The 21,812-nt window shown below is 62.1% G+C and carries 20 protein-coding genes, 1 tRNA gene and 1 pseudogene; 12 read left to right on the plus strand and 10 right to left on the minus strand.

Going from position 1 to position 21,812, the window contains the following annotated elements; translation table 11 throughout:
* Nucleotides 1-223: 223 nt before the first annotated feature.
* Nucleotides 224-1,105, minus strand: coding sequence for an N-formylglutamate amidohydrolase (locus tag J3R84_RS15190; protein WP_025424822.1), 882 nt, complete (start codon nucleotides 1,103-1,105; stop codon nucleotides 224-226).
* 195 nt (nucleotides 1,106-1,300) lie between these two features.
* Between J3R84_RS15190 and cpdR1 the strand changes: the two genes are divergently transcribed.
* The 4 genes from cpdR1 to J3R84_RS15210 all read left to right on the plus strand — a co-directional run bounded on the left by cpdR1 (nucleotide 1,301) and on the right by J3R84_RS15210 (nucleotide 4,346).
* Nucleotides 1,301-1,663 (plus strand): response regulator CpdR1, encoded by a 363-nt coding sequence (gene cpdR1 / locus J3R84_RS15195; protein WP_025424823.1) that lies wholly within the window; start codon nucleotides 1,301-1,303, stop codon nucleotides 1,661-1,663.
* A gap of 272 nt (nucleotides 1,664-1,935) precedes the next feature.
* A tRNA-Val gene (locus tag J3R84_RS15200) sits at nucleotides 1,936-2,010 on the plus strand.
* A 565-nt stretch (nucleotides 2,011-2,575) separates the two neighbouring features.
* Nucleotides 2,576-3,238, plus strand: coding sequence for a lysozyme inhibitor LprI family protein (locus tag J3R84_RS15205; RefSeq protein ID WP_057205638.1), 663 nt, complete (start codon nucleotides 2,576-2,578; stop codon nucleotides 3,236-3,238).
* A gap of 415 nt (nucleotides 3,239-3,653) precedes the next feature.
* Nucleotides 3,654-4,346: an alpha/beta hydrolase gene (locus J3R84_RS15210; RefSeq protein ID WP_057205636.1), complete on the plus strand. Its 693-nt coding sequence runs from the start codon at nucleotides 3,654-3,656 to the stop codon at nucleotides 4,344-4,346.
* A gap of 121 nt (nucleotides 4,347-4,467) precedes the next feature.
* Here the strand turns inward: J3R84_RS15210 and J3R84_RS15215 are convergent, their stop codons facing one another.
* The 6 genes from J3R84_RS15215 to J3R84_RS15240 form a co-directional block, all read right to left on the minus strand.
* On the minus strand, nucleotides 4,468-5,145 hold the full coding sequence (locus J3R84_RS15215) for a peroxiredoxin-like family protein (protein ID WP_025424826.1): 678 nt from the start codon (nucleotides 5,143-5,145) through the stop codon (nucleotides 4,468-4,470).
* Between the two features lie 299 nt (nucleotides 5,146-5,444).
* Nucleotides 5,445-8,723, minus strand: coding sequence for an adenylate/guanylate cyclase domain-containing protein (locus J3R84_RS15220; RefSeq protein ID WP_025424827.1), 3,279 nt, complete (start codon nucleotides 8,721-8,723; stop codon nucleotides 5,445-5,447).
* A 233-nt stretch (nucleotides 8,724-8,956) separates the two neighbouring features.
* Nucleotides 8,957-9,232: a hypothetical protein gene (locus tag J3R84_RS15225; protein ID WP_025424828.1), complete on the minus strand. Its 276-nt coding sequence runs from the start codon at nucleotides 9,230-9,232 to the stop codon at nucleotides 8,957-8,959.
* A 36-nt stretch (nucleotides 9,233-9,268) separates the two neighbouring features.
* Entirely contained in the window at nucleotides 9,269-9,451 is a 183-nt protein-coding gene (locus J3R84_RS15230) for a hypothetical protein (RefSeq protein WP_025424829.1), read from the minus strand.
* 29 nt (nucleotides 9,452-9,480) lie between these two features.
* On the minus strand, nucleotides 9,481-10,419 hold the full coding sequence (gene dapA / locus J3R84_RS15235; RefSeq protein WP_025424830.1) for a 4-hydroxy-tetrahydrodipicolinate synthase: 939 nt from the start codon (nucleotides 10,417-10,419) through the stop codon (nucleotides 9,481-9,483).
* 11 nt (nucleotides 10,420-10,430) lie between these two features.
* A complete protein-coding gene (locus J3R84_RS15240) occupies nucleotides 10,431-10,937 on the minus strand; it encodes a hypothetical protein (RefSeq protein WP_057205634.1) in 507 nt (168 codons plus the stop codon).
* Between the two features lie 301 nt (nucleotides 10,938-11,238).
* Between J3R84_RS15240 and ilvD the strand changes: the two genes are divergently transcribed.
* Nucleotides 11,239-13,077 (plus strand): dihydroxy-acid dehydratase, encoded by a 1,839-nt coding sequence (gene ilvD, locus J3R84_RS15245; RefSeq protein ID WP_025424832.1) that lies wholly within the window; start codon nucleotides 11,239-11,241, stop codon nucleotides 13,075-13,077.
* Between the two features lie 162 nt (nucleotides 13,078-13,239).
* Entirely contained in the window at nucleotides 13,240-13,668 is a 429-nt protein-coding gene (locus J3R84_RS15250) for a lipocalin-like domain-containing protein (protein ID WP_057205630.1), read from the plus strand.
* A gap of 56 nt (nucleotides 13,669-13,724) precedes the next feature.
* On the opposite strand, the gene J3R84_RS15255 is transcribed toward J3R84_RS15250, so the two are convergent.
* Entirely contained in the window at nucleotides 13,725-14,129 is a 405-nt protein-coding gene (locus J3R84_RS15255; RefSeq protein ID WP_025424834.1) for a GFA family protein, read from the minus strand.
* 379 nt (nucleotides 14,130-14,508) lie between these two features.
* On the opposite strand from J3R84_RS15255, the gene J3R84_RS15260 reads away from it, so the two are divergent.
* Nucleotides 14,509-14,970 (plus strand): MarR family winged helix-turn-helix transcriptional regulator, encoded by a 462-nt coding sequence (locus J3R84_RS15260; RefSeq protein ID WP_025424835.1) that lies wholly within the window; start codon nucleotides 14,509-14,511, stop codon nucleotides 14,968-14,970.
* Nucleotides 14,971-14,982: 12 nt separating this feature from the next.
* Here J3R84_RS15260 and J3R84_RS15265 read toward each other — a convergent pair whose 3' ends face one another.
* Entirely contained in the window at nucleotides 14,983-15,429 is a 447-nt protein-coding gene (locus J3R84_RS15265; protein ID WP_025424836.1) for a MarR family winged helix-turn-helix transcriptional regulator, read from the minus strand.
* Nucleotides 15,430-15,490: 61 nt separating this feature from the next.
* On the opposite strand from J3R84_RS15265, the gene J3R84_RS15270 reads away from it, so the two are divergent.
* From J3R84_RS15270 to J3R84_RS15285, 4 genes and pseudogenes are all read left to right on the plus strand, one after another.
* On the plus strand, nucleotides 15,491-16,219 hold the full coding sequence (locus tag J3R84_RS15270; protein ID WP_025424837.1) for a DUF899 domain-containing protein: 729 nt from the start codon (nucleotides 15,491-15,493) through the stop codon (nucleotides 16,217-16,219).
* A 123-nt stretch (nucleotides 16,220-16,342) separates the two neighbouring features.
* Nucleotides 16,343-16,803, plus strand: a pseudogene (locus J3R84_RS15275) (DUF1579 domain-containing protein).
* Between the two features lie 79 nt (nucleotides 16,804-16,882).
* Nucleotides 16,883-17,653 (plus strand): VOC family protein, encoded by a 771-nt coding sequence (locus tag J3R84_RS15280; RefSeq protein WP_025424838.1) that lies wholly within the window; start codon nucleotides 16,883-16,885, stop codon nucleotides 17,651-17,653.
* 296 nt (nucleotides 17,654-17,949) lie between these two features.
* Entirely contained in the window at nucleotides 17,950-19,710 is a 1,761-nt protein-coding gene (locus J3R84_RS15285) for a GGDEF domain-containing protein (protein ID WP_025424839.1), read from the plus strand.
* 28 nt (nucleotides 19,711-19,738) lie between these two features.
* Here the strand turns inward: J3R84_RS15285 and J3R84_RS15290 are convergent, their stop codons facing one another.
* On the minus strand, nucleotides 19,739-20,647 hold the full coding sequence (locus tag J3R84_RS15290; protein WP_025424840.1) for a LysR family transcriptional regulator: 909 nt from the start codon (nucleotides 20,645-20,647) through the stop codon (nucleotides 19,739-19,741).
* Between the two features lie 110 nt (nucleotides 20,648-20,757).
* Here J3R84_RS15290 and J3R84_RS15295 point away from each other — a divergent pair, with 110 nt between their 5' ends.
* Nucleotides 20,758-21,792 (plus strand): aldo/keto reductase, encoded by a 1,035-nt coding sequence (locus J3R84_RS15295; RefSeq protein ID WP_025424841.1) that lies wholly within the window; start codon nucleotides 20,758-20,760, stop codon nucleotides 21,790-21,792.
* Nucleotides 21,793-21,812: the final 20 nt, after the last annotated feature.

Genomic DNA, 21,812 nt, shown 5'->3' on the forward strand with positions numbered 1-21,812 from the left:
TGCAATATTAGGGTTTTTGTGCAGTCACTTGTGACTGTAAATACCCTCCTTGGGTGTTTCCTCCCTAGACTTAACCGCGCCACCGGCGCGGTTCTTTTTGAGGTCTACTACAGCGCCGCGCGGCTTATTGGACGCGCAAAGGTCGCTGTAGCGCTTTGAATTGCTGCATGTTTTTATCCTTAAATCGAATAGGATTTAAGGAACATGCCATAGGGAACCGACGCTACTCCGCAGCAAGCGGCAGATAGGCGCCATAATCCTCGACATGACGCGCGAGCGACGCGATGAAGCTGGTGAGATCGGCGACCAGCGCGCCGAAACCGGGCTTGCGGACCAGCGTCGTCTCATCGACATAGAGCCCGCGATTGATCTCGATCTGCAGCGCATGCAGGCCGCGGCTCGGTCGGCCGTAATGTTCGGTGATGAAACCGCCGGCATAGGGCTTGTTGCGCGCGACGGTATAGCCGAGCTCAGCCAACAGATCGACGGCCATCCTCGACAGTTCCGCCGCGGCACTGGTGCCGTAACGATCGCCGATGATGAAGTCCGGCCGCTGGGCGCTGCCCGGCAGATGCACATTGCCGGGCATCGAGTGGCAATCGATCAAGACCGACAGGCCGAACTGGACATGCGTGCGGGCGATGAGCTTGCGCAAGGTGGCGTGGTAGGGCTTGTAGATCGTCTCGATGCGCGCCAGCGCGTCTTCGACGGGGAAGCGGCCGCGATAGATTTCCATGTTCTCGGCGACAAGCCGCGGCACGGTTCCAAGGCCGCCTGCCACCCGCATCGAACTGATATTGGCATGCGGCGGCACCGGCCCGTCGAACATGCGCGGGTCGAGTTCGTAAGGCTCGCGGTTGACGTCGAGGAAGGCCCGCGGGAAATGCGCCAGCAGCATCGGCGCGCCGAGGAACGTCGCGTTCTGGAACAGCTCGTCGACATAGTGATCTTCGGAACGACGGATCGCCAGCGCATCGAGGCGGGACTGATCGAGAAAGGCCTGTGGATAAGAGCGGCCGCTATGCGGCGAGTTGAATACGAAGGGAATCCGCTGACTTGCAGGTTCCAGAACCTCAAACAGCTCCCTCTCCGTCATCTCCCCCATCGGAACCCTTTTTACCATGTGCGGTTCTTGCTGTTGCCATCATGTTGCCAGTTGGTCGGCTCTGTGTCCATAGTGCGCCCACTCCGGTTTCTGGGGAGTTGACGCGTCGCGTTCACGAGATATTTACCCCGTTGCGGTTTGGATAGAACGCCGCAATCCATACGCAATGAATAAAGAGAAGCAACGGCCGAGTTCATGACTGTGAAAATCCTTCTTGCCGAAGACGACAACGATATGCGCCGCTTCCTTGTGAAGGCGCTCGAAAAGGCTGGCTACAAGGTCATGTCCTATGACAACGGCGCCAGCGCCTACGACCGCCTTCGCGAAGAGCCCTTCTCGCTTCTCCTGACCGATATCGTCATGCCCGAGATGGACGGCATCGAGCTTGCCCGTCGGGCGACCGAACTCGATCCGGATCTCAAGGTGATGTTTATCACCGGCTTTGCCGCGGTCGCGCTGAACCCGGATTCGAAAGCTCCGAAGGACGCCAAGGTCCTGTCGAAGCCCTTCCACCTTCGCGACCTGGTCGACGAGGTCAACAAGATGCTGGCCGCCTGAGGCCAGACATTTTTTCCACAGCTGCCGCCGCCGTCCGTGACACTTGGACCGGATCGGCGCAGACTTCAGATCGACCGCCGCGATCCACAGGGATCTCCGGCGGTCTTTTTATTTCAGTGACTTACGCGCAAAGCCCGGAAATCCGGACTTCCGGCAAGCCGCCACAGGCGGCAGACGATGACGGAAAACCGCCAGCAAAATTTCAGTCAAAAAACCTTCGAAAACCCTATTGACGCGAGAGCGGGTTCTATGGTCTATGCGCCTCATCGGATGGGCGTGTAGCTCAGCGGGAGAGCACTACGTTGACATCGTAGGGGTCACAGGTTCAATCCCTGTCACGCCCACCATCCAAGTTTCTGATAAAAAGGGCTTTCGGGAAACCGGAAGCCCTTTTTACGTTTTGCTTCCAAGGTTCATCGAACCTGCGGCCGATGACGCCTAAGCGCGATATTGGAGAGGATCAGAACAGCATGGGACGATCCGTGCCGGATCATCGGCACACTGCGGATTGCGCTAAATGGAAAGCGGCATGAATCGCTACTCGTTTACCTTGACGCAAAATCGCAAAGATTGCAGTATTCAATAGGATACAACTTAATTTCAAGCAGCGTTACGTTGTTGCACACACACTACAGCGGCAGGATATACACCAACATTTTCAAATCCTTCCGACGCAGCCACGCGCAAAATCGGCCTCGCCCTTCGTGATCAGGACTATGGGCAGTCTGATCGAAAACAGTGCTCGACAAGACCTTCGGGTCTTGCCTTGCGCCTGTTTCCTTCCATCCGATCCCATGGTCCTGAACAGAGTGGATGAATTTAACAGGCCCTGACCCTTGCCATCGAATTTGTGAAACCAACGGCACGCACAGTTCTCACGGGTTGTCCAACGCCACACGAGGAGACGGTACAATGAACAGATTTTTCGTTTTCGGTCTTGGTCTTTTCTCAATGTCGACTGCACCATCTCTGGTCCAGGCGCAGGAGGAGCCGAGCTTTGATTGTTCAAAGGCCAAGAGCCAGGTCGAAAAAGTTCTTTGCTCCGGCGGAGATTCCGGAATGGGGTGGATCGATCAGACCATGGCCGACCTGTACAAGGCCGTCCGCGCTGCGCCAGGCGCGGATGCCGCCACACTGGAATCGAGCCAGCGCGCCTGGCTTGCAAAGCGAGACCATTGCAAGGGTTCGGACGAGAAGGTGATGAATTGCCTGATCGACAGCTATCGTGGCCGCTATGCCGAACTCAGCTCCGCCTATGACCAAAAACATCTCACAGGCACGTACGGGAACGCGCGCGGCGTGCTCGACAGCGTGTTGTTTCCCGATGGCAACCTCTTGGTCAACATCTCGACCGATGTCGGCGCTCCCTCCTACGACTCCTGCTCGGTAACCTTCCGTGCCCCGCTTGAAGGGGAGGCGGTGCAGCACGTTTTCACGCCTGAGGAAATCGGCGCCGACGGTCAGTGCACGGTCGACTTGAAGATCACAGGTTCCCAGATCGATGTCACTCCCAAGGATTGCCGCGTTTTCTGCGGCAACTCTGCCTCGTTCGACGGCGCCTACAAGAAACAGTAAGGCACGATCGAGAACTTGATCGATAGATGAGAGGAACGGCGATCGTGCTTCGATGAAGCCGATCGTCTGCCTACCTGTGATCTGATCAACCGGCCCACCGTGACGGCATTGCCGTGCAAGCCACCGAGTGACGGCATCGACCGCAGCGGCCGCCACTGCGCGGAATATTCGGGGTAGCTCATGGATCGGCCAGCCTCGCCGCCCTACTTTGCTCTCGCGACCTGAACGCATCCGCCCGGCAGGAGGCACGCGCCATGTCGACGGCAAAGTGCCGAGGATTCGAGAGCCCTACCGCATGTTTCGTTAGACTGTATTCGATCTAAGGATAAAACATACAGCAATTCAAAGTGTTACAGCGACCTTTGCGCGTCTAATAAGACGCGCGGCGCTGAAGTGGGAAGGAAAGGAACGGACAATGCCAGCCATCAAGAACATCGTCCTGGTCCATGGCGCCTGGGGTGACGCCTCGCATTGGCGCCACGTGATACCGCCGCTGCACGCCAAGGGCTACAATGTCGCAGCGGTCCAGAACCCGCTGACGTCACTTGCCGACGACATCGACCGGACATCGAAACTTGTGGCCGCACAGGACGGGCCGACATTGCTGGTCGGCCATTCCTATGGCGGTGCCGTGATCACCGGCGCCGGCCACGCGCCGAACGTTGCCGGCTTGGTCTATATCGCCGCTTTCGCGCCCGACGAAGGTGACAGTCTCGGCAGCATCTTCGCCCGCCGCGACGCCCCTTCCGGTGCCGGCAGTATCCGGCCTGATAAGGATGGTTTCCTCTGGCTCGACCAGGCGACGTTCCGCCAGAGCTTCGGCCAGGATCTCGGCGAGACCGAAGCGCTGGTCATGGCCGTCGCGCAGAAGCCGATTGCAGGACGCTGCTTTGAAGACAAGTCCGGCCCGCCGGCCTGGAAGGTGAAGCCCAGTTGGTATCAGGTGTCGAGCCGCGACAACATGATTCCGCCGGAAACCGAACAGTGGATGGCGGAGCGCATCAAGGCGAAGAAGACGATCACGCTTGACGCGAGCCACGCGTCGCTGGCCTCGCGTGCCCCGGAGGTCGTCGCGCTGATCGAAGAAGCGGTCGCCTCGCTCGCCTGACGTCGGGCGTCGCGCCACCGGCTGCCCCGAACGACATTTTCATTTCGGGGCAGCATCGTCTTCGCGGGACGAACACCGGCGCCGGCCAAACGTGCCGCCGTCTATCGTCCACGGGCGGCGGTCAATGGGCGACGTTCGACGCGGCCGACATCAGCTCCTCTCGGCGAGGCACGCCGAACATGTTGTGTCCGTCAGCCGTGGCCTCGGTAAAGCTCCATCGCACGATGCCATCCCGATCGAGCAGGAACTCGCCGACGAGTTGCCCTTCGCCCGTCGCGATCATGCGTTCGTCGTCATGTGTGATTTCATAGCCGTCCGCCTTGTCGAGAAACGACGAGGCCGCCCAAGGATCCATAGCGGCCGGCAGCTCGCCCGGCATGTCAACCAGCATTGCCATGACGGTTTTCTTGGCAAGTTTGTGAGGCCAATCGTCCTCATCCTCGGTGAACTGAAGATTGGGTAAGCCGAACGCGCGGTGAGAAACCCGTTCCGGATCGGACGCCGCCAGCAGATGTGGCAGCGGATGGTAGCGGAAATAAAGGCGCGCCCGGTCGATCGGCGTGTTGACGACCGTCAGGCTCTCGACACCTTTTTCGCGCAGTGCCTCGTCGAGCTGCGCCATCGCCGCGATCTGGCGTCGGCAGAAGGGGCAGTGCAGACCGCGGAACAGGCCGACCAGCACCGGCTTGCGACCGCGAAAATCGTCGATGGAAATCTGACCGTCCTGGGTGATGGCGTCGAGAACCACGTTCGGTGCCCGGTCACCGGGTTGCAACGGTCCATTGTGCTGTTCAACCATAATCTTTTCTCCTTATGCCGATCGTGGGTCACGGAGATGTGGGGAGCGCGTCTCGCGCGGTGCGCTAAACGCGACCATCGCGTCGAACGCAGAGCCGGTTTGGCGACACAAGCCTACATTTCGGGCGCCCTTTCGCGGCCAATCCTACAGCGCCGCGCGTCTTGTTAGACGCGCAAAGGTCGCTGTAGCACTTTGAATGGCTGCATGTTTTTATCCTTAAATCGAATAGGATCTAAGGAAACATGCAGTAGAACCCGAATCGTCGTGTTTACCTTCGACGGACCTGCCCTGCAGCGCCCCTAGTCGAGGAATGGCAGTATCATCAACGCTTCGGGATCAAGACCGTGCCGTGTGCATATGTCGCGAGCCGAAGCGAAGTGCCTTTCCGCACCATCGAGGTCACCAGCATCAAGGCAGAGCGTCGCCAAGCCATCATAGCACGGAAACAACAGCTGTGCCTCTCGCGTTTCGAAAGCGAGTTCGAGAGCCTCCTCATACAGACGGCGCGCGACATCCGGGCGACCGTGGCACTGATCGATCTGTCCCAGCACCAGCAACGACACCGGCAGATGATCGCGCTGATCGAGCTCGCGGTCGATCGCGATCGCCCGTTCGGCAGCCGGAATGCCGTCGGCAGCACAGCGGTCGGTGAAGGTGCAGTAGGCCACCGCCAGATTGGAAAGCAGCCGCGCCTGGAAGCTGAGGTCGCCGATACGGTGGGCCATGCCGAAGCCGAACTTGCAGACCTCGATGGCCCGCCGTGGCTCGATGATCGTGTAGAGGACGGCAAGATTGGTGTACCCCCGGCAGGCCGCATTGAGCAGGTCGGCAGCCTCCGCGACCGAGACGCTGCGCTCGATCGTTGCGATCGCCTCAGTGCCGCGGTTGAGGCGCGCCAGCGCCACCCCTTTGGTATTGAGGGCTTCCGCCGTCACCCGATCCATTTCGCGCCGAGCGTCCGGTGCTTGCGGCACCAGCGCCCCGACACGCTTCAGGGCATCGTCGGCCCAGACGATAGCGTCGGCATAGTTGCCCATGCGAAAGGCAAGGTGGCCCCGTTCCTGGGAGAGATGGGCGCTTTCGATCGGCGCATCCGCGTCTTCCAGAAGCTGGGCCGCGTTCGCGAATGCCACCAGCGCCTCGTCGCGCCGGGCCGCCTCCCACAGGAGATGTCCGTACTTGCGCTGGATGCGGGCCGCTGAGACCCGGTCGTCAGTGGCATGATAGACGTCGAGCAGGGAAGCGTAGTGCCCAGCAGCCGCGTCGCGCCGCCCGGAAGGGCCGAGCAGATCGGCAACGCGCTCGCGGGCAGCAAGCCATTCGGTCCCCTCCTCGCCAGCGGCCGCCCAGGCGGCCATGGCCTGCTTGTAGAACCGTATGGCATCATCATTCGCATAGATCGCCTGCGCGCGTTCTCCTGCCGCCATGAGATAGCGCGCGCCCTTCGACCTATCCTCCGACTGGCTGAAATGGTGGCCAAGCAACGCCATCTCCTCCAGCCTTGTCGTCTGTGCTCCATAGCGGCGCTCAAGCTGGTCGGCGACAACGGCATGTATCTCCGCACGCCGACGCAGGAGCAGGTTGTTGTAGACCACCTCCTGCAGCAGCGTCTGGGTGAAGCGGTAGGTCTGCGCGCCCTGTAAGCGTCCCTCCCGCGTCTCCTCGATAATTTCGGCATCACACAGATTGTCCAGCGCCGCATCGATCGTGGCTTCATCGCCGGCAACGACACGCAGCAAGTCGACATCAAACCGCGGGCCGATGACTGCCGCATGGTGAAGCAGTCTGCGCGACCGCGGTTGCAGTCGGTCGATCCTGCCCAAAAGCATGGCTTCGATGGTTACGGGAATATCGACGGTGGCCTCGCGCTCGACCACGCGCCAGGCGGCCCCGAAATGCTTCAGCGCATCGACTTCGATCAGGCCACGTACGATTTCCTCGATGAACAGCGGATTTCCGCTGGCGCGCGCCAGTATTCGGCCCGCCAGCCCCCGATGCAGGCCATCGGTACCGAAGAAGGCCGAAAGCAGCCTGCGCCCTTCGGTCTCGGTGAGCGGCGCGAGCCGCAACGCCGTGAGGCTCGTTCGGCCAGGCTTCAGCCGATCGACCGCCGCGTCCGGGCGCTGCGTCGTCAGCATCATCAATGGACTGCCCTCCATCCGGTCGAGGATAAAGGCGATGGCATCGAGGGACGCGGCATCGGCCCAATGCAGATCCTCGATCACCAGCAGCAGCGGCGTTCGCGACAGGCGCCGCTCGAAGATGGCTCGCACGGCCGCAAAGAGCTGGCGACGCATCTGTTCCGGCTCGACATGGCGCAAGGTTTCGTCGTGCGTTCCCATCCCCAGGATGCGAAGGAAAAGCGGCACGAGCTGTTCAAGCTTTTCGGGCGCAAAGCCGATCTCGGCAAGCCCCGCTGTGAGCAACTCTGTCGTCCGCTCCAATGTATCGAAGGTCGAGATGCCATAGGCGCCGCGCAAAACAGATGCCAGAACACCGTAGGAAGGTTCTCCGAGCGGAGAAGAGCTAGCGCGACGAACGACAACGTGCCCGAAGCGCGGATCGACGGCGACCAGCGCAAGAAATGTATCGACGAGGCGCGATTTTCCCATCCCCGCCTCCCCGGACAGACGCACCAGTTGCGCCGCCCCGTTACAGGCGAGTTCCAGGCAATCGAGCAGTCGCTTCATTTCCGCATCGCGCCCGACCAATGGTGAAGTCAGACCCAACGCCTCCAGACCTCGTGCGGCACTAGGAGCGTCAAGAACCTTGATCAGACGGTAAACCTCGATGATGCCGGCCTTGCCGCGCAATGCGGTTGCACCCAGCGCCTCGTAGGCGAAGGCATGCCGGGTCACGCGGTGTGTCACCGGTCCAACGAGAATTTCGCCGGGTCCTGCCATGGACTGCAGGCGCTGCGCGGTGTTCACGGCATCGCCAGTGACCGAATAGGATCTGCTGTCTCCAGCGCCCAGGGCGCCGGCAACCACGGTTCCGGTATTCAAGCCGATATGCAGGCTGACCGGCGCACCGATGCGATCCTGCCAGCGCTCACCGACAAGGCTGCCGCGCGCGATCATGTCGATCGCTGCACGCAGGGCCCGCTCGGCATCATCCTCATGCGCCACCGGGGCGCCAAACAGCGCGAGCAGCGCATCGCCGATGAATTTGTCGACGAAGCCGCCATAGGTTTCGACCGCCGCGGTGAGCTCTGCAAAAAGTTCGTTCTGAAACGTTTGCAGGATCTCCGGATCCATATGTTCGCCAAGGCTGGTAAACCCGCACAGATCGGCAAAAAGAATGGTTGCCGTACGGCGGTCGGCATTTTCGTTGTCGCTCGATACCGTCAGGGATGAGTCCCGCACCGCTCTAGGCTGGGGCATCACGGCAGCCTGCCCGGACGCCAGGACCTTTGCCGCCGTCGGCTTTTCCACCGGCGTCCCACAATTCGGGCAGAAGGCGAAACCTGGCAGACAGTCCGCGCCACAGCCCGGACACAGGCTCTGCTGTTTGGCTCCGCAGCTCGGGCAAAACGAAAAACGCCCCTCGATCTCGCAACCGCACTCACGACAATTCATCAATGGCGAACCTTCGAAGAGGCTCCGTGCTCCGCATGCTATCCAGAGCCGTTTGGACAAAATATGCACAAAACAATGAACCCGCCGGCAAGGCTTTGCAAGCAATCGCTAATTAAGATTTCAAAGACTGACAGGCTACGAACAGGACGCGCCATGGCGCCCTTGGGAGGCATTCTGCATTCCTCTCCGTCGACCAAGCGAGCCCTTGGCCGACGGAAACAAAGACCTCGAAATCAGGGGTGGGCGCGGCGGCGGGACGGCCTGCGCACGCTCGACCTGCCTGCAAAGGTACCGAGATCGATGGCGGCGCCGTCCGGCGCCCGGCAAACCTCTTCGGGGTGGCGATCACTTGCTTCGATGGCGAAGTGGATCGCCGCCGCCTCATTGGTGAAGAGCCCTCCGACCAGTCCCTTGCGGTCGGAGACAACCCACCATCCATGACTATCGCGCCCGACGACGAAACGCGCGCGCGCCAGGAAGCCACGCCGTACCTGCTGCATACTGCCCATGATCGAATGGTCCTCGTTGATGAAGAGTGCGGCTACTCAGCCGACAAACCAGGGGATGACCATCTGGATGGCATAGGCGAGCCCAAGCACGATACCGAGGCGGATGCCGATGCCGAGAAAGGCGTCGCGAACCACACTGTTGGAGGTGGCATAGTTATCGCTGCCCTCCGACCGGCGTCTTTGTTCCGCCTGCGCGGCAAGATGGGGAAAGCGTGACATGGTCTGTCTCCTTTGATGTCGACGCGGCCTCAGCTCGCAAGCGCCAGTGGCAAGCTCGGGCTGGCATGGGAGGCGCTGCGAACCTCGGCCAGCGGTTCGAGCGCTGAACGGATCTCGGCTGCCGTCTCCGGCGACACCGTCGTCAGCGGCAGCCGCACGTCGGGGCTTAAGCCTCGTGCCAGATGCAAGGCGTATTTGATCGGCCCCGGGTTGGTTTCGCGCTCGAGCGCGATAAACAGAGGTTGGAGCCGCTGATGGATGGCGACAGCCGCTTGGGCGTTGCCCGTTGTGATCGCATGATGCAGCGACACCATCAGCCTCGGCACGACATTTGCGGCGACCGAAATCGTGCCATGCCCGCCACAAAGGTTGAACGGCAGCGCCGTCTGGTCGTTGCCCGAGAAGTGGCAGAGCTGCGCCTTGATCGATGGCGACGATGCGAGAAAGCGGCCGACGTCTCCCGTCGCGTCCTTGATGCCGACGACCCCAGGCAGCTGCGCCAATCTCTCGAGCGTGCGCGGCGCAATATCGACGCCGCTGCGTGAGGGCACATTGTAAACGATGACAGGCAGATCGACCGCCCGGACCACTGCCTCGTAGTGGCGATAGATCCCCTCCTGGGAGGGCTTGTTGTAATAGGGTGCAACGATGAGCGCGGCATCGGAGCCGAGCGTCTTGGCCTCCGTGGTCAGTTCGACCGTCGTTTCGGTGCAGTTCGTGCCCGTGCCGGCGATGACAGGGACGTTCTTCTCGGCGACCTCGACGCACCGTTCGATGACCATCCTACGCTCGGCGCGGGAAAGCGTCGCGGATTCGCCCGTCGTTCCGCAGGCGACGATGGCGGAAATGCCGTGGCGGATCTGGCATTCGACGAGCGACATCAGGCCGACGGTATCGACCTTGCCGTCCTTGAATGGCGTGACCAACGCCGTGATCGCCCCTTCGAGGCGAAGCCAATGATCGCTCATGGAAATGTCCTTCAGGTTGGAAGATGGCCGCGGCGAATTCTGTCGCCTTCGATGGAAAGCCGGTGGACGCGGCAGCATTGCAGGAAGGCCGTCAGCAGGGCCGTCGCCAGATCGGCGTGGCGCGCCTTGAATGTCACGCGGCCGGCACCCGCCGGAGCGTAACGAAGCGTACAGGTCCACACGCTGCATTCGTGGCTGAGCGTGCGCAGGCAGAGCTTGGCTTTGGTCGAAGTCGTCAGCTGGATCACGGCATCGACCAGCGCGTCGGCGGCCATGAGCTCGCGGAAGCGGCGCGACGGCCAGTCTTCGGCAACCAGATCAGGCATGTCTTGGACCAGTCGTACGGCCTCCCAGACGTGATGTTCACGTAGGCGGCGCACCGCCGCGATGCGCAGGAGCAGGAGCTTCAAGGCATCCGGCCCGCCGTCGGCGCGATCCGCTCCCTCAAAGGGGCTGATGCCGGGCTGGCGATCCGGCGTATCGGAACGATGGCGAAGGCTGAAATCGTAAAGGGTCATGATGCTCACCCGTTGTCGATGAGTGGAGGCTACCCCTGCCCCGCGTCCGGTTTCGATTGCGACTTGCATCGGCCGGCATAAGATTTTCATAAGGGGATCACGTGGCGGGTGTCCAAGCCGCGGACACGACGCTAGATTGGCGCAAGGGGTCGATATCCGGCCGAAATGCGGGCAGTGTCGCGTCGAAATAATCTGACGCAAAAGATGACGTGCACGCAATTTTGCGCTAGGTAGCCCCTGCACTGGCGGTCGGTGATCGCCACATCAGCCAATGACATTTCGTCCTTGAAGGAAAACGTCCATGCCTGCCTATCGCTCCCGCACCACCACCCACGGCCGCAACATGGCCGGCGCCCGCGGCCTTTGGCGCGCGACGGGCATGAAGGATGGCGACTTCGGCAAGCCGATTATCGCGGTGGTCAACTCCTTCACGCAGTTCGTGCCGGGCCACGTCCACCTCAAGGACCTCGGCCAGCTCGTCGCCCGCGAAATCGAAGCGGCCGGCGGCGTCGCCAAGGAATTCAACACCATCGCCGTCGATGACGGCATCGCCATGGGCCATGACGGCATGCTCTATTCGCTGCCGTCGCGCGAGATCATCGCCGACAGCGTCGAATACATGGTCAACGCCCACTGTGCCGACGCCATGGTCTGCATCTCCAACTGCGACAAGATCACGCCCGGCATGCTGATGGCGGCACTGCGCCTCAACATCCCGGCCGTCTTCGTGTCCGGCGGCCCGATGGAGGCCGGCAAGGTCGTCCTGCACGGCAAGACGCATGCGCTCGACCTGGTCGACGCCATGGTCGCTGCCGCCGACGACAACATCTCCGACGAGGACGTCAAGGTCATCGAGCGCTCGGCCTGCCCGACCTGCGGTTCCTGTTCCGGCATGTTCACCGCCAATTCGATGAACTGTCTGACGGAAGCGCTCGGCCTGTCGTTGCCGGGCAACGGCTCGACGCTCGCAACGCATGCCGACCGCAAGCGCCTGTTCGTCGAGGCTGGCCACCTGATCGTCGACATCGCCCGCCGCCATTACGAGCAGGATGACGACAGTGTGCTGCCGCGCAACGTCGCCTCGAAGCAGGCCTTTGAAAACGCCATGGCGCTCGATATCGCCATGGGTGGCTCGACCAACACCGTTCTGCACATTCTCGCCGCCGCCCATGAAGGCGAGGTCGATTTCACCATGGCCGACATCGACCGGCTGTCGCGCAAGGTTCCCTGCCTGTCCAAGGTGGCTCCGGCCAAGAGCGACGTGCACATGGAAGACGTGCACCGTGCCGGCGGCATCATGTCGATCCTCGGCGAACTAGAAAAAGGCGGGCTGATCAACCGCGATTGCCCGACGGTGCACAGCGAGACCCTCGGCCACGCCATCGACCGCTGGGACATCACGCGCACGACGAGCGAAACCGTGCGCAACTTCTTCCGCGCGGCCCCCGGTGGCATTCCGACCCAGGTCGCCTTCAGCCAGGAAGCCCGCTGGGATGAGCTCGACACCGACCGCGAAAAGGGCGTCATCCGCTCGGTCGAACATCCCTTCTCCAAGGACGGCGGCCTTGCCGTGCTCAAGGGCAACATTGCGCTCGACGGCTGCATCGTGAAGACCGCCGGCGTCGATGAGAGCATCCTGAAGTTCTCCGGTCCGGCACGGGTGTTCGAAAGCCAGGACGCATCGGTCAAGGCCATTCTCGCCAACGAGATCAAGGCCGGCGACGTCGTCGTCATCCGCTACGAAGGTCCGAAGGGCGGCCCGGGCATGCAGGAAATGCTCTATCCGACGAGCTATCTGAAGTCGAAGGGCCTTGGCAAAGCCTGCGCGCTGATCACCGACGGCCGCTTCTCCGGCGGCACCTCGGGCCTTTCGATCGGCCACGTCTCGCCGGAAGCGGCGAACGGCGGCATGATCGGCCTGGTGCGCGAAGGCGACATGATCGACATCGACATCCCCAACCGCACGATCAGCCTGCGCGTCGACGAGGCGGAACTCGCCAGCCGCCGCGCCGAACAGGACGCCAAGGGCTGGAAGCCGACCGAGGTGCGCAAGCGCAAGGTGACGACGGCCCTCAAGGCCTACGCCGCCTTTGCCACCTCCGCAGACCGCGGTGCTGTTCGCGACCTCGGCGATCTCTGAGCCGACGACGGTTAACGAGACGGAAGGCTCCCGCTCGCGGGGGCCTTTTTCATGCGCGTCGCGACCTTGCGACCACACGCGCCGCTACCAGGCTCAGCCGGCCTGTTACGCACACAATTCACCTGCTATTTTAGATTGATCTAATTTTTGTAGGGGTGGACGATGACAAACGCGGCGAACCTGCTCGGCACCTGGAAAATGCTCTCCTGGACCCGCAAGGCGGTGGTATCGGGCGAAATCAGCGATGCCATGGGTCCGGACCCCATCGGCTATCTCTCCTACCAGCCGGATGGCCGCATGACCGCGGTCGTGGTCAAGCGCAATCGACCCGTGCCGAACGGCGCAACCCCCACCGACGAGGAAAAGGTCGCACTGTTCGATTCGATGCTTGCCTATGCCGGCTCCTATACGCTCGAGGACGGCAAGGTCATCCATCATGCCGAGGCGAGCTGGAACCCGGCCTGGGGCGTTTCGGACCTGATCCGGCCGTTCATGCTGGACGGCGACCGGCTAGTGATCCACAGCGCGCCGGGCGTCGACCCAACAACCGGCGAAGAGGTCACCTATCACCTTGAGTTCCGCAAGGTTTGAAGACCGTTCCACCAGGGCCCATCGATGCAGGAGCATTGCATGACGCCCGATGCAGCCTAGAGGTGGCGTGTCTCGGCCGGCGGGTGGAACCAGTTGTTGTTGCGGCCGTCCATGTACTTCACCGGCGCTTCGGCAAGCACGGCGGGATCGAGATCATCGAGCGTTGCAACATTGACGGAATAGTAGGCGCCGCCGATTTCCTCGATATAGCCATGCCCGTAGGCAGCAATGCCGCAGGTCTTGCAGAAGCGGTGATGCACGCTGTCGCTGCCGAACTGGTAGTCGGCGATATCGACTTCTTCGGCCTGCAGCCGGAACGCATCCGGCTTCACGATCGCGCCCCAGTAACGCTTCTTCCAGCAGATCGAGCAGTTGCACTTGCCCGTACCGGCGTCGAGATCGATGTCGGCCTCATAGCGGATCTTTCCGCAATGGCAGCTTCCCCGATAGGTCATTTTCATTGACTATACTCCCAGACCAAAACAGCGCCTTCTCAAGGCGCCAACATGACAACTTACTGTCATTTACCCCTCCCACAATGACAACATATTGTCAATTGCGCTCTACGATGGAATGCTGAAAGTAGGGAAAGCAGACGGACCGAGCACGATACTCAAACGATGCACCGAATTTAGAGACGCCGGATCCCCGAAGGGGCACTGGCCCAGTTGTCGTTGCGTCCGTCCGTATAGACGACGGGAGCCCCCGCCGGCGCCGAAGGGTCGAGGTCGTCAGGGCAGGCAAGATTCCCTTCGTACTATCAAAACGCTTGCGACGAGGACGCCTCCATGACAACATGCTGTCATTATTCACCATCGCGCAATGGTAGTCTCTTCCAACATGAATGACCCTGTTCGCACCCCTGCCGGCGACGCCTTCGCCCAGTTCGCCATCTCGGTGCTTCGCCTGGCCGGTCCGTTGACGGCGGCGGGCGACACGCTCGCCAAACCCTCGGGCCAGACCAGTGCGCGTTGGCAGGTGTTGGCGGCTGCAAGCCACGCACCGATGTCAGTTGCCGATGCCGCCCGCGCGCTTGGCCTTGCGCGACAGGGCGTACAGCGCATCGCCGACCTGCTCGAAGAAGAGGGCTTGATCGCCTATGGCGACAATCCGGCACACCAGCGGGCAAAGCTGATGGTACCGACGCCGCGCGGCGAGGAGGTGTTGGATGAAATCAAGGCCAGGCAGGCCGTCTGGGCGAATGCCGTTGGCGCGGAACTCGGAGAGGAGCAGTTGCAGCGAGCAACCGCATTGATCGGTGAAGCCATCGGCCTGCTGCGGGATCGCCAGGCGACGGGCTAGAAGCAGGATCGATCAGGCAAACTGCAGGAGATCGGAGCGCAGACGCTCCGGCCCGCCCTCACCGAGCCTCACGCCCACGATCGCGTGGGTCGCCTTCCAGATCGGGACAGCCCGTGCCAGCAGGCGCTCGCCCTCCGGCGTCAACCGCAGCCGACGCGACCGTCGGTCCTCTTCGTCAGCGAAAATCTCGACGAGCCTGCGCCGCTCCAGCGGCTTCAGCGCTGCCGTCAGCGTCGTGCGATCCATGGCAAGCAGCGACGCTACCGCGCCCATGTTCGGCGGCGCCGGACGATTGAGCGACATCAGCAGGGAAAACTGGCCGTTGGTAATGTCGAGCGGCCGCAAGGCATCGTCGAACTGGCGGGCGATCGCACGGGCCGCGCGCTGGACATGCAGGCACAGGCAGGTGTCCTTCACGAACAATGTGGTCTCGAACGGAATGACGGGTACTTTTGACATGACTGATTAATGTTGATATCAACGTAATTAGTCAAGTGCAACGTTGGAAGGAGGAGCGGGCATGAGACAGGATCATGCAGTCGTATCGTCGCAGGAATGGCTGAAAGCGCGAAAAGCGCTTCTGGATCTGGAAAAAGAACACACCCACCTCAGAGACAAGGTCAACGCGGCACGCCTCGCCTTGCCCTGGGTGAAGATGGAAAAATCCTACGTCTTCGACACGCCTGATGGCCAGAAGTCCCTGGCCGAACTCTTCGACGGGCGCAGCCAGCTCGTCGTCTATCACTTCATGTTCGGCCCGACCTGGGAGGCCGGCTGCCCCGGCTGCTCGTTCCTCGTCGACCATTTCGACGGCATGCTGCCGCACCTCAATCACCACGACGTGACGTTGACCGCCGTCTCCAACGCGCCCCTCTCGAAGCTCGAAGCCTACAAGAAACGCATGGGCTGGCGTTTCCCCTGGGCTTCGGCCGAGGGCAACGGCTTCAACAGCGACTTTCACGTCGCCTTCACGCCGGCCGAACTCGCTCAGGGCAAGGTCGTCTACAACTTCACCGAGACGGAAAGTGCCAACGCACACGAGGAACTGCCCGGCCTCAGCGCCTTTCAGAAGACCGACGACGGCACCGTCTACCACACCTATTCCACCTATGCCCGCGGGCTTGAGGAAATGGTCGGCACGCTGATGCTTCTCGACCGCGCGCCGAAGGGACGAAACGAGGAGGGCACACAGGGTTTCGTGCGCCGCCATGACGAATATGGCGATATGCCCAGACGCAAAGCCGGCTAAGCCTCCCGGCAACTGCGCCCGGAACGGAACCTTTCGGCACCGGGCGCGTTTCTTTTCGCTTGTATCTCTGATCCACTCGTATCTCTGATCGATTTTCACGCGTCCCGGGGAGAGGAAGCTTCGGTGAAGGCAGAACCGGAAGAAGCGCATCGCTGGCTCGAGCAACTGCTCGGCGATTGGCAGGTGCGCACATCCGGCGCGCCGGAAACAGGCACCCCATGGACAGAGCATGTTCGCAGCCTTCAGGGGCTCTGGGCGGTCTGCGAAGGCCAGGGCACGATGCCAGACGGCAGCTTCGGCCAGACCTTGATGACACTTGGCTACAGCCCCGAAACCGGACGCTTCGCTGGAACCTGGGTCGGCTCGATGATGACCCACATGTGGATCTATGACGGCGAACTCGAACCTGACGGGCTGACGCTGTCGCTCTATTGCGATGGCCCGGACTTCGACGCTCCAGGAAGGAAGGCCAGGTATCGCGACGCCATAACCATGGCCAATCCCGGCGCCTGTTGACGGCCCATGTCAGGACGGTTGAGGGGGCCTGGAAGGAACTGATGACGGCGGAGTACAGCCGCCTCTGACGGGGATTTAAAACACATCGCTTGGCCTCGCCGGCCTCGTTCGGCGCCGGCTTCCAACATCGCAACCGGAGGACATAAGATGGCAGGCCATCACGGCAAATTCGTCTGGTACGAACTGATGACGACGGACACCAAGGCGGCAGAAACCTTCTACAAGGACGTCGTGGGGTGGGACGCCCGCGACGCCGGCATGCCCGGCGTCAGCTATACCCTGTTTACGAAAGGTGAGCGGCAAGTCGCGGGCCTGATGACCATGCCCGAAGGCGCGCTCGAGATGAACGTGCCCCCCGCATGGCTCGGCTATATCGGTGTCGAAGATGTCGATGCGGCGGCGGCAACGGTTGCTGCCAAGGGCGGCAAGATCCACCGTGCGCCCGACGACATCCCCGGCATCGGCCGCTTCGCCATCGCCACCGACCCGCATGGCGCGGTTTTCGCCCTGTTTACCGGCATCGGCGACCCGCCGCCCGCCGTTGACCCAATGATGCCGGGCCAGATCGGCTGGCATGAACTGATGTCCGGCGACCTCGACACGGCCTTCCCCTTCTATGCCGAGGTCTTCGGCTGGACCAAGGATCACGCCATGGATATGGGGGAAATGGGCACCTATCAGATCTTTGCAATCGACGGCGTGCAGGCCGGGGGCATGATGACCAAGCCGAAGGACATCCCGTCCCCCTATTGGCTCTATTACATCAACGTCGCAGCGCTCGACACGGCCATAGAGCGTATCAAATCCGGTGGTGGCAAGATCGTCCTTGAGCCCTTGGAAGTACCGGGCGGAGCCTGGATCATCCAGGCGCTCGACCCGCAAGGCGCACTCTTCGCTCTTGCCGGCCAGAGAGGCTGAACGCAATCGCGATCGAAACGGACCTGCCTGACGTCCATCGATGGGCTCCAGGCAGGCCGATGATCACCGCTCATCTGGCAGGCGCCCTGCAATCGGCGCCCGGCGTGCGCCGCACGCATCCCTCAGTTGCGGTTTAACCCATGGTATTTTAGGGTATTTCAGGGATATTTAACACCTTATGCGATAGTACATGCGGCATGTATCACTGATCGCGGAAAGCATTCCTTCTCCGCGACAAGAAATTGTCGCGACTCCGGCACGATAGCCGGTAGCATTGGTGGACCAACTTCGCGCAAATGACCAATCACACCAACAATGAGCTCCAGCGCGGCGAGAACGGTCGCAACCTTCGCTCAGCGAAGATGCTGCGCCGCAAACTGCAGTGGCTGATCGCCATCGTGGTCGCCTGTACGGGTGTGCTTGCCACCGAAATCATCGCCGCGTCCTATTCCGACTTCGTTGTTGCTCGACGCAACCTTGCGGAAGTCATCGCGTTCTGTCGTGTTCTGAACACGGCAACCTATCTCTCGGCCGAGCGTGGGCCGTCGAATGGGGTGATGGGCATCGGCGTCGGCCCGGGTTCTCCGGTTCAGGCGCGCCTTGTCGAGTTTCGGGCGCGCAGCGACGCAGCCCTTGCCGAGATCGTCGCCGGCGCGACCGATGGCAGCCGGTCGGAGCCGGCGACGGCACTTTCTCCCATTCTTGCCGAAGTCCAGCGTCGCCTTCAGCTCGGCCGTGCCGAGATCGATCGCATCGCCGCCCTGCCGCCGGAACGCCGCGACCTCAAGGAAATCCAGATGGCGATCGAAGGCATGTTTGCGGTGATCGACGCAATGCGCCCCGCCTTCGACTGGAACATCCAGCGCTTGACCAACACCGATCCTGATCTGGCGGGCATCGCCATCGCCGCCCATATGCTCGCCAATCTGCGCGAGGATGGCGGTCGGCTCGCGTCCCAGGTCATGGCTCCGGTCGCGGTCGGAAGACCGCTGGAAGCCAAGAACATCGCCGACAGCGAGCGAACCCGCGGTCGCCTGCAGGAAATCTGGTCCGTCGTCGGCAAGCCGGGCGCATTGCCCGGGCTGAAGCCGAAGAACATCGCCGATATCGCTGCGATCGAGCACCAGTTCTTCGGCGAAGGTTTTGCCATCGTCGACAGCGTCGTTTCGGTCGGCAGGCATACCGGGCATTACCCGATGACAGCGGAGCAATTCACCGACCGCTACGTTCCGAAGATGAAGCCACTCGAGATCCTTCGCCGCGATTTCATGGATGCCACGGTCGAGAGGCTCGCCAGCAGCAAGACGCAGGCTTCGGTCAAGCTGGCGATCGCCACCACCGCAACCTTCGCCCTGTTCATCGTTCTTCTCGTTCTCATGCGCCGCGCGCGATCGCTGGTCTTCGAGCCGCTGTTGCTTGCGCGCCACAGCATCATCGAGCTTGCCCATGACCGCCCGATCGCCCGATTGAGCGGCAAGGGCGGCGAAGGCGAAATGGGACGGCTGTTCGATGCGATCGACGTGCTGCGTCAGAGGCTCGACGAGCGCACGCTCCTGATGAAGCACCTCGAACGCCAGGCCGAGACCGACGAACTGACCGGTCTGCTCAACCGTCGCGCGCTGGAACTCATCGGCGGCGCCGAGGATGCGGCGGGTAACGACAAGAACGCCTGCCTGATCCTCATGGACATCGATCACTTCAAGCAGATCAACGACACCCACGGCCATCTTGTCGGCGACATCGTGCTGAAGGAAACCGCCCGCATCATCCGCTATTCCGTGCGCTCGTCCGATCTCGTCGCGCGTTTCGGCGGCGAGGAATTCGCCGTCATTACCCCAGGCGACGATCTCGAGGCAGCGCGCGCCCTTGCCGAACGCATCAGGTCCAATCTTGCGCGCGCGCCAATCACCTTTGCCGACGGCAAGGAGCTGAACGTCACCGCAAGCTTCGGCGTCGCCGGGGCCGACGCCAATCCGGGCTGGAAAGGCCTGATCGAAAGCGCCGACACCGAGCTCTACCGCGCGAAATCCGAAGGACGCAATCGCGTCTGCGGCTGACCCGACAGCCGGACACCCCGTCTCCTCGTCACCCGGACAACCGTGCTCGCGCTGCCAGAAAATCGAGCATCACCCTGACGCGGGACGGAAGCGCCCCGCCCTGGCCCTGAAACACGGCGTGAAAGGTCTCGCGGTCCCCCGGATTGAGATGCTCGACCAGCGGCACCAGCCGGCCGGCATCGATGTCATCCCTAACGGTAAAGGTCGCCATCCGTGCCAGTCCAACGCCGGCAAGCACCAGCCGGCGCAACCCCTCCCCGTCGCTCACGCGCAGCTTCTCGCTCGGCGGCAGCAATATCGCTTCGCCATTGGACAATAGCGGCCAGCCGTCGACGGACCTGATATAGCTGAGGCTTAGGCGATTGTGCGCCATCAGCGCGTCAAGGCTCTCGGGCCTGCCGCAGCGCTCGAGATAGGACGGCGCCCCAACGATGGTCATCGACGTGCTGCCGAGCTTGCGTGCAATCAGCCTCGAGGCTTTGAGCGGACCGGCGCGGATTGCGATGTCGACGCGCTCCGCCATGAGGTCGACGACGGCATCGGTCTGGATGATGTCAACCGAAAGCTCCGGATAGGCGCTCAGAAATTCCGGCAGCAGCGGCATCAGCACATGCGTGGCAAACGATGCGCTGGCGTTGAGACGAACGCGGCCCGCCGGTGCATCGCCAGCAGCCGCCTGTCTCTCCGCGTCATCGATATCGGCGAGAATGCGGGCCGCTCGCTCGTGGAAGGCGCAGCCCTCCGGCGTCAATTGCAGTTGCCGCGTCGACCGGTTGATCAGCCGAACGCCGAGCCTTTCTTCCAGCCGCTGCACCAGCTTGCTCACCGCCGATGGCGTCATGCAGCATTCGCGTGCCGCCGCCGAGAAGCCGCCGAGCTCGACAGCCCTGACGAAGACGGCCATTTCGCCGGATCGGTTGATCGAATTTCGCGACATGTGACTTCAACTCACAAATGATGTTCCTGCAGACGGTCTACCTCTCAAATGCCAGAGACACCACCTTCCTCCTGCCAATGCAGGCACGAACGCAACGAGGAGTTAGAATGATGGAATACAGACGGCTTGGCTCATCAGGATTGAAGGTTCCAGCGCTCAGTTTCGGCGCCGGCACCTTCGGCGGCAAGGGCCCGCTTTTCAGCGCCTGGGGCAACAGCGACAATGCCGAGGCACGCCGTCTTGTCGACATCTGCATCGAGGCCGGCGTCAATCTTTTCGACACGGCAGACGTCTATTCCGACGGTGCCTCCGAAGAGGTGCTCGGCGCAGCCATCAAGGGACGGCGCAACGACGTGCTGATCTCCACCAAGATGTCACTGCCGATGGGCGACGGTCCGAACGATGCCGGTTCGTCGCGCTCGCGGTTGATCAAGGGGATCGACGATGCCCTGCGCCGCCTCGGCACCGACACCATCGACCTGATGCAATTGCACGCCTTCGATGCCGGCACGCCGGTCGAAGAGGTGCTTTCGACGCTCGATACCTTGGTGCGCGCCGGCAAGCTGCGCTACGTCGGCGTTTCCAATTTCGCCGGGTGGCAGCTTATGAAGTCGCTCGCCGCGGCGGAAAAACAAGGATATCCGCGCTACGTCGCCCATCAGGTCTATTACTCGCTGGTCGGACGCGACTATGAATGGGAACTGATGCCGCTTGGGCTCGACCAGGGCGTCGGCGCACTCGTCTGGAGCCCGCTCGGTTGGGGCCGCCTGACCGGCAAGATCAGACGTGGCCAGCCCTGGCCGGAAGGAAGCCGCCTGCACGATACCGCCTCCTTCGGCCCGCCGGTCGATGACGACAAGCTCTACGATATCGTCGACGTGCTCGACGAGCTGGCGGCTGAGACCGGCAAGACCATCCCGCAGATCGCCATCAACTGGCTGCTGCAGCGCCCGACGGTGTCGAGCGTCATCATCGGCGCCCGCAATGAAGAGCAGTTGCGCCAGAACCTGGGTGCCGTCGGCTGGTCGCTGACACCTGACCAGATTGCACGGCTCGACAAGGCCAGTCAGAAGACGCCCACCTACCCGCACTTCCCCTATCACCTCCAGGAAGGCTTCGCCCGCCTGAACCCGCCGGCAGTGTGAACGCCTCCGCCCGCCGATCG

The organism is Ensifer canadensis (genome assembly GCF_017488845.2).
GTDB lineage: Bacteria > Pseudomonadota > Alphaproteobacteria > Rhizobiales > Rhizobiaceae > Ensifer > Ensifer canadensis.

Excerpts from the sequence above, each read along its gene's own strand:
- J3R84_RS15240 (WP_057205634.1), bottom strand. The coding sequence starts at position 10,937 with ATGACCCTTTACGATTTCAGCCTTCGCCATCGTTCCGATACGCCGGAT.
- J3R84_RS15215 (WP_025424826.1), bottom strand. The coding sequence starts at position 5,145 with ATGGTTGAACAGCACAATGGACCGTTGCAACCCGGTGACCGGGCACCG.
- J3R84_RS15280 (WP_025424838.1), top strand. The coding sequence starts at position 16,883 with ATGGCAGGCCATCACGGCAAATTCGTCTGGTACGAACTGATGACGACG.
- J3R84_RS15225 (WP_025424828.1), bottom strand. The coding sequence starts at position 9,232 with ATGGGCAGTATGCAGCAGGTACGGCGTGGCTTCCTGGCGCGCGCGCGT.
- J3R84_RS15205 (WP_057205638.1), top strand. The coding sequence starts at position 2,576 with ATGAACAGATTTTTCGTTTTCGGTCTTGGTCTTTTCTCAATGTCGACT.
- ilvD (WP_025424832.1), top strand. The coding sequence starts at position 11,239 with ATGCCTGCCTATCGCTCCCGCACCACCACCCACGGCCGCAACATGGCC.
- J3R84_RS15255 (WP_025424834.1), bottom strand. The coding sequence starts at position 14,129 with ATGAAAATGACCTATCGGGGAAGCTGCCATTGCGGAAAGATCCGCTAT.
- J3R84_RS15230 (WP_025424829.1), bottom strand. The coding sequence starts at position 9,451 with ATGTCACGCTTTCCCCATCTTGCCGCGCAGGCGGAACAAAGACGCCGG.
- J3R84_RS15295 (WP_025424841.1), top strand. The coding sequence starts at position 20,758 with ATGGAATACAGACGGCTTGGCTCATCAGGATTGAAGGTTCCAGCGCTC.
- cpdR1 (WP_025424823.1), top strand. The coding sequence starts at position 1,301 with ATGACTGTGAAAATCCTTCTTGCCGAAGACGACAACGATATGCGCCGC.
- J3R84_RS15210 (WP_057205636.1), top strand. The coding sequence starts at position 3,654 with ATGCCAGCCATCAAGAACATCGTCCTGGTCCATGGCGCCTGGGGTGAC.
- J3R84_RS15265 (WP_025424836.1), bottom strand. The coding sequence starts at position 15,429 with ATGTCAAAAGTACCCGTCATTCCGTTCGAGACCACATTGTTCGTGAAG.
- dapA (WP_025424830.1), bottom strand. The coding sequence starts at position 10,419 with ATGAGCGATCATTGGCTTCGCCTCGAAGGGGCGATCACGGCGTTGGTC.
- J3R84_RS15290 (WP_025424840.1), bottom strand. The coding sequence starts at position 20,647 with ATGTCGCGAAATTCGATCAACCGATCCGGCGAAATGGCCGTCTTCGTC.
- J3R84_RS15285 (WP_025424839.1), top strand. The coding sequence starts at position 17,950 with ATGACCAATCACACCAACAATGAGCTCCAGCGCGGCGAGAACGGTCGC.
- J3R84_RS15260 (WP_025424835.1), top strand. The coding sequence starts at position 14,509 with ATGAATGACCCTGTTCGCACCCCTGCCGGCGACGCCTTCGCCCAGTTC.
- J3R84_RS15220 (WP_025424827.1), bottom strand. The coding sequence starts at position 8,723 with ATGAATTGTCGTGAGTGCGGTTGCGAGATCGAGGGGCGTTTTTCGTTT.
- J3R84_RS15270 (WP_025424837.1), top strand. The coding sequence starts at position 15,491 with ATGAGACAGGATCATGCAGTCGTATCGTCGCAGGAATGGCTGAAAGCG.
- J3R84_RS15190 (WP_025424822.1), bottom strand. The coding sequence starts at position 1,105 with ATGGGGGAGATGACGGAGAGGGAGCTGTTTGAGGTTCTGGAACCTGCA.
- J3R84_RS15250 (WP_057205630.1), top strand. The coding sequence starts at position 13,240 with ATGACAAACGCGGCGAACCTGCTCGGCACCTGGAAAATGCTCTCCTGG.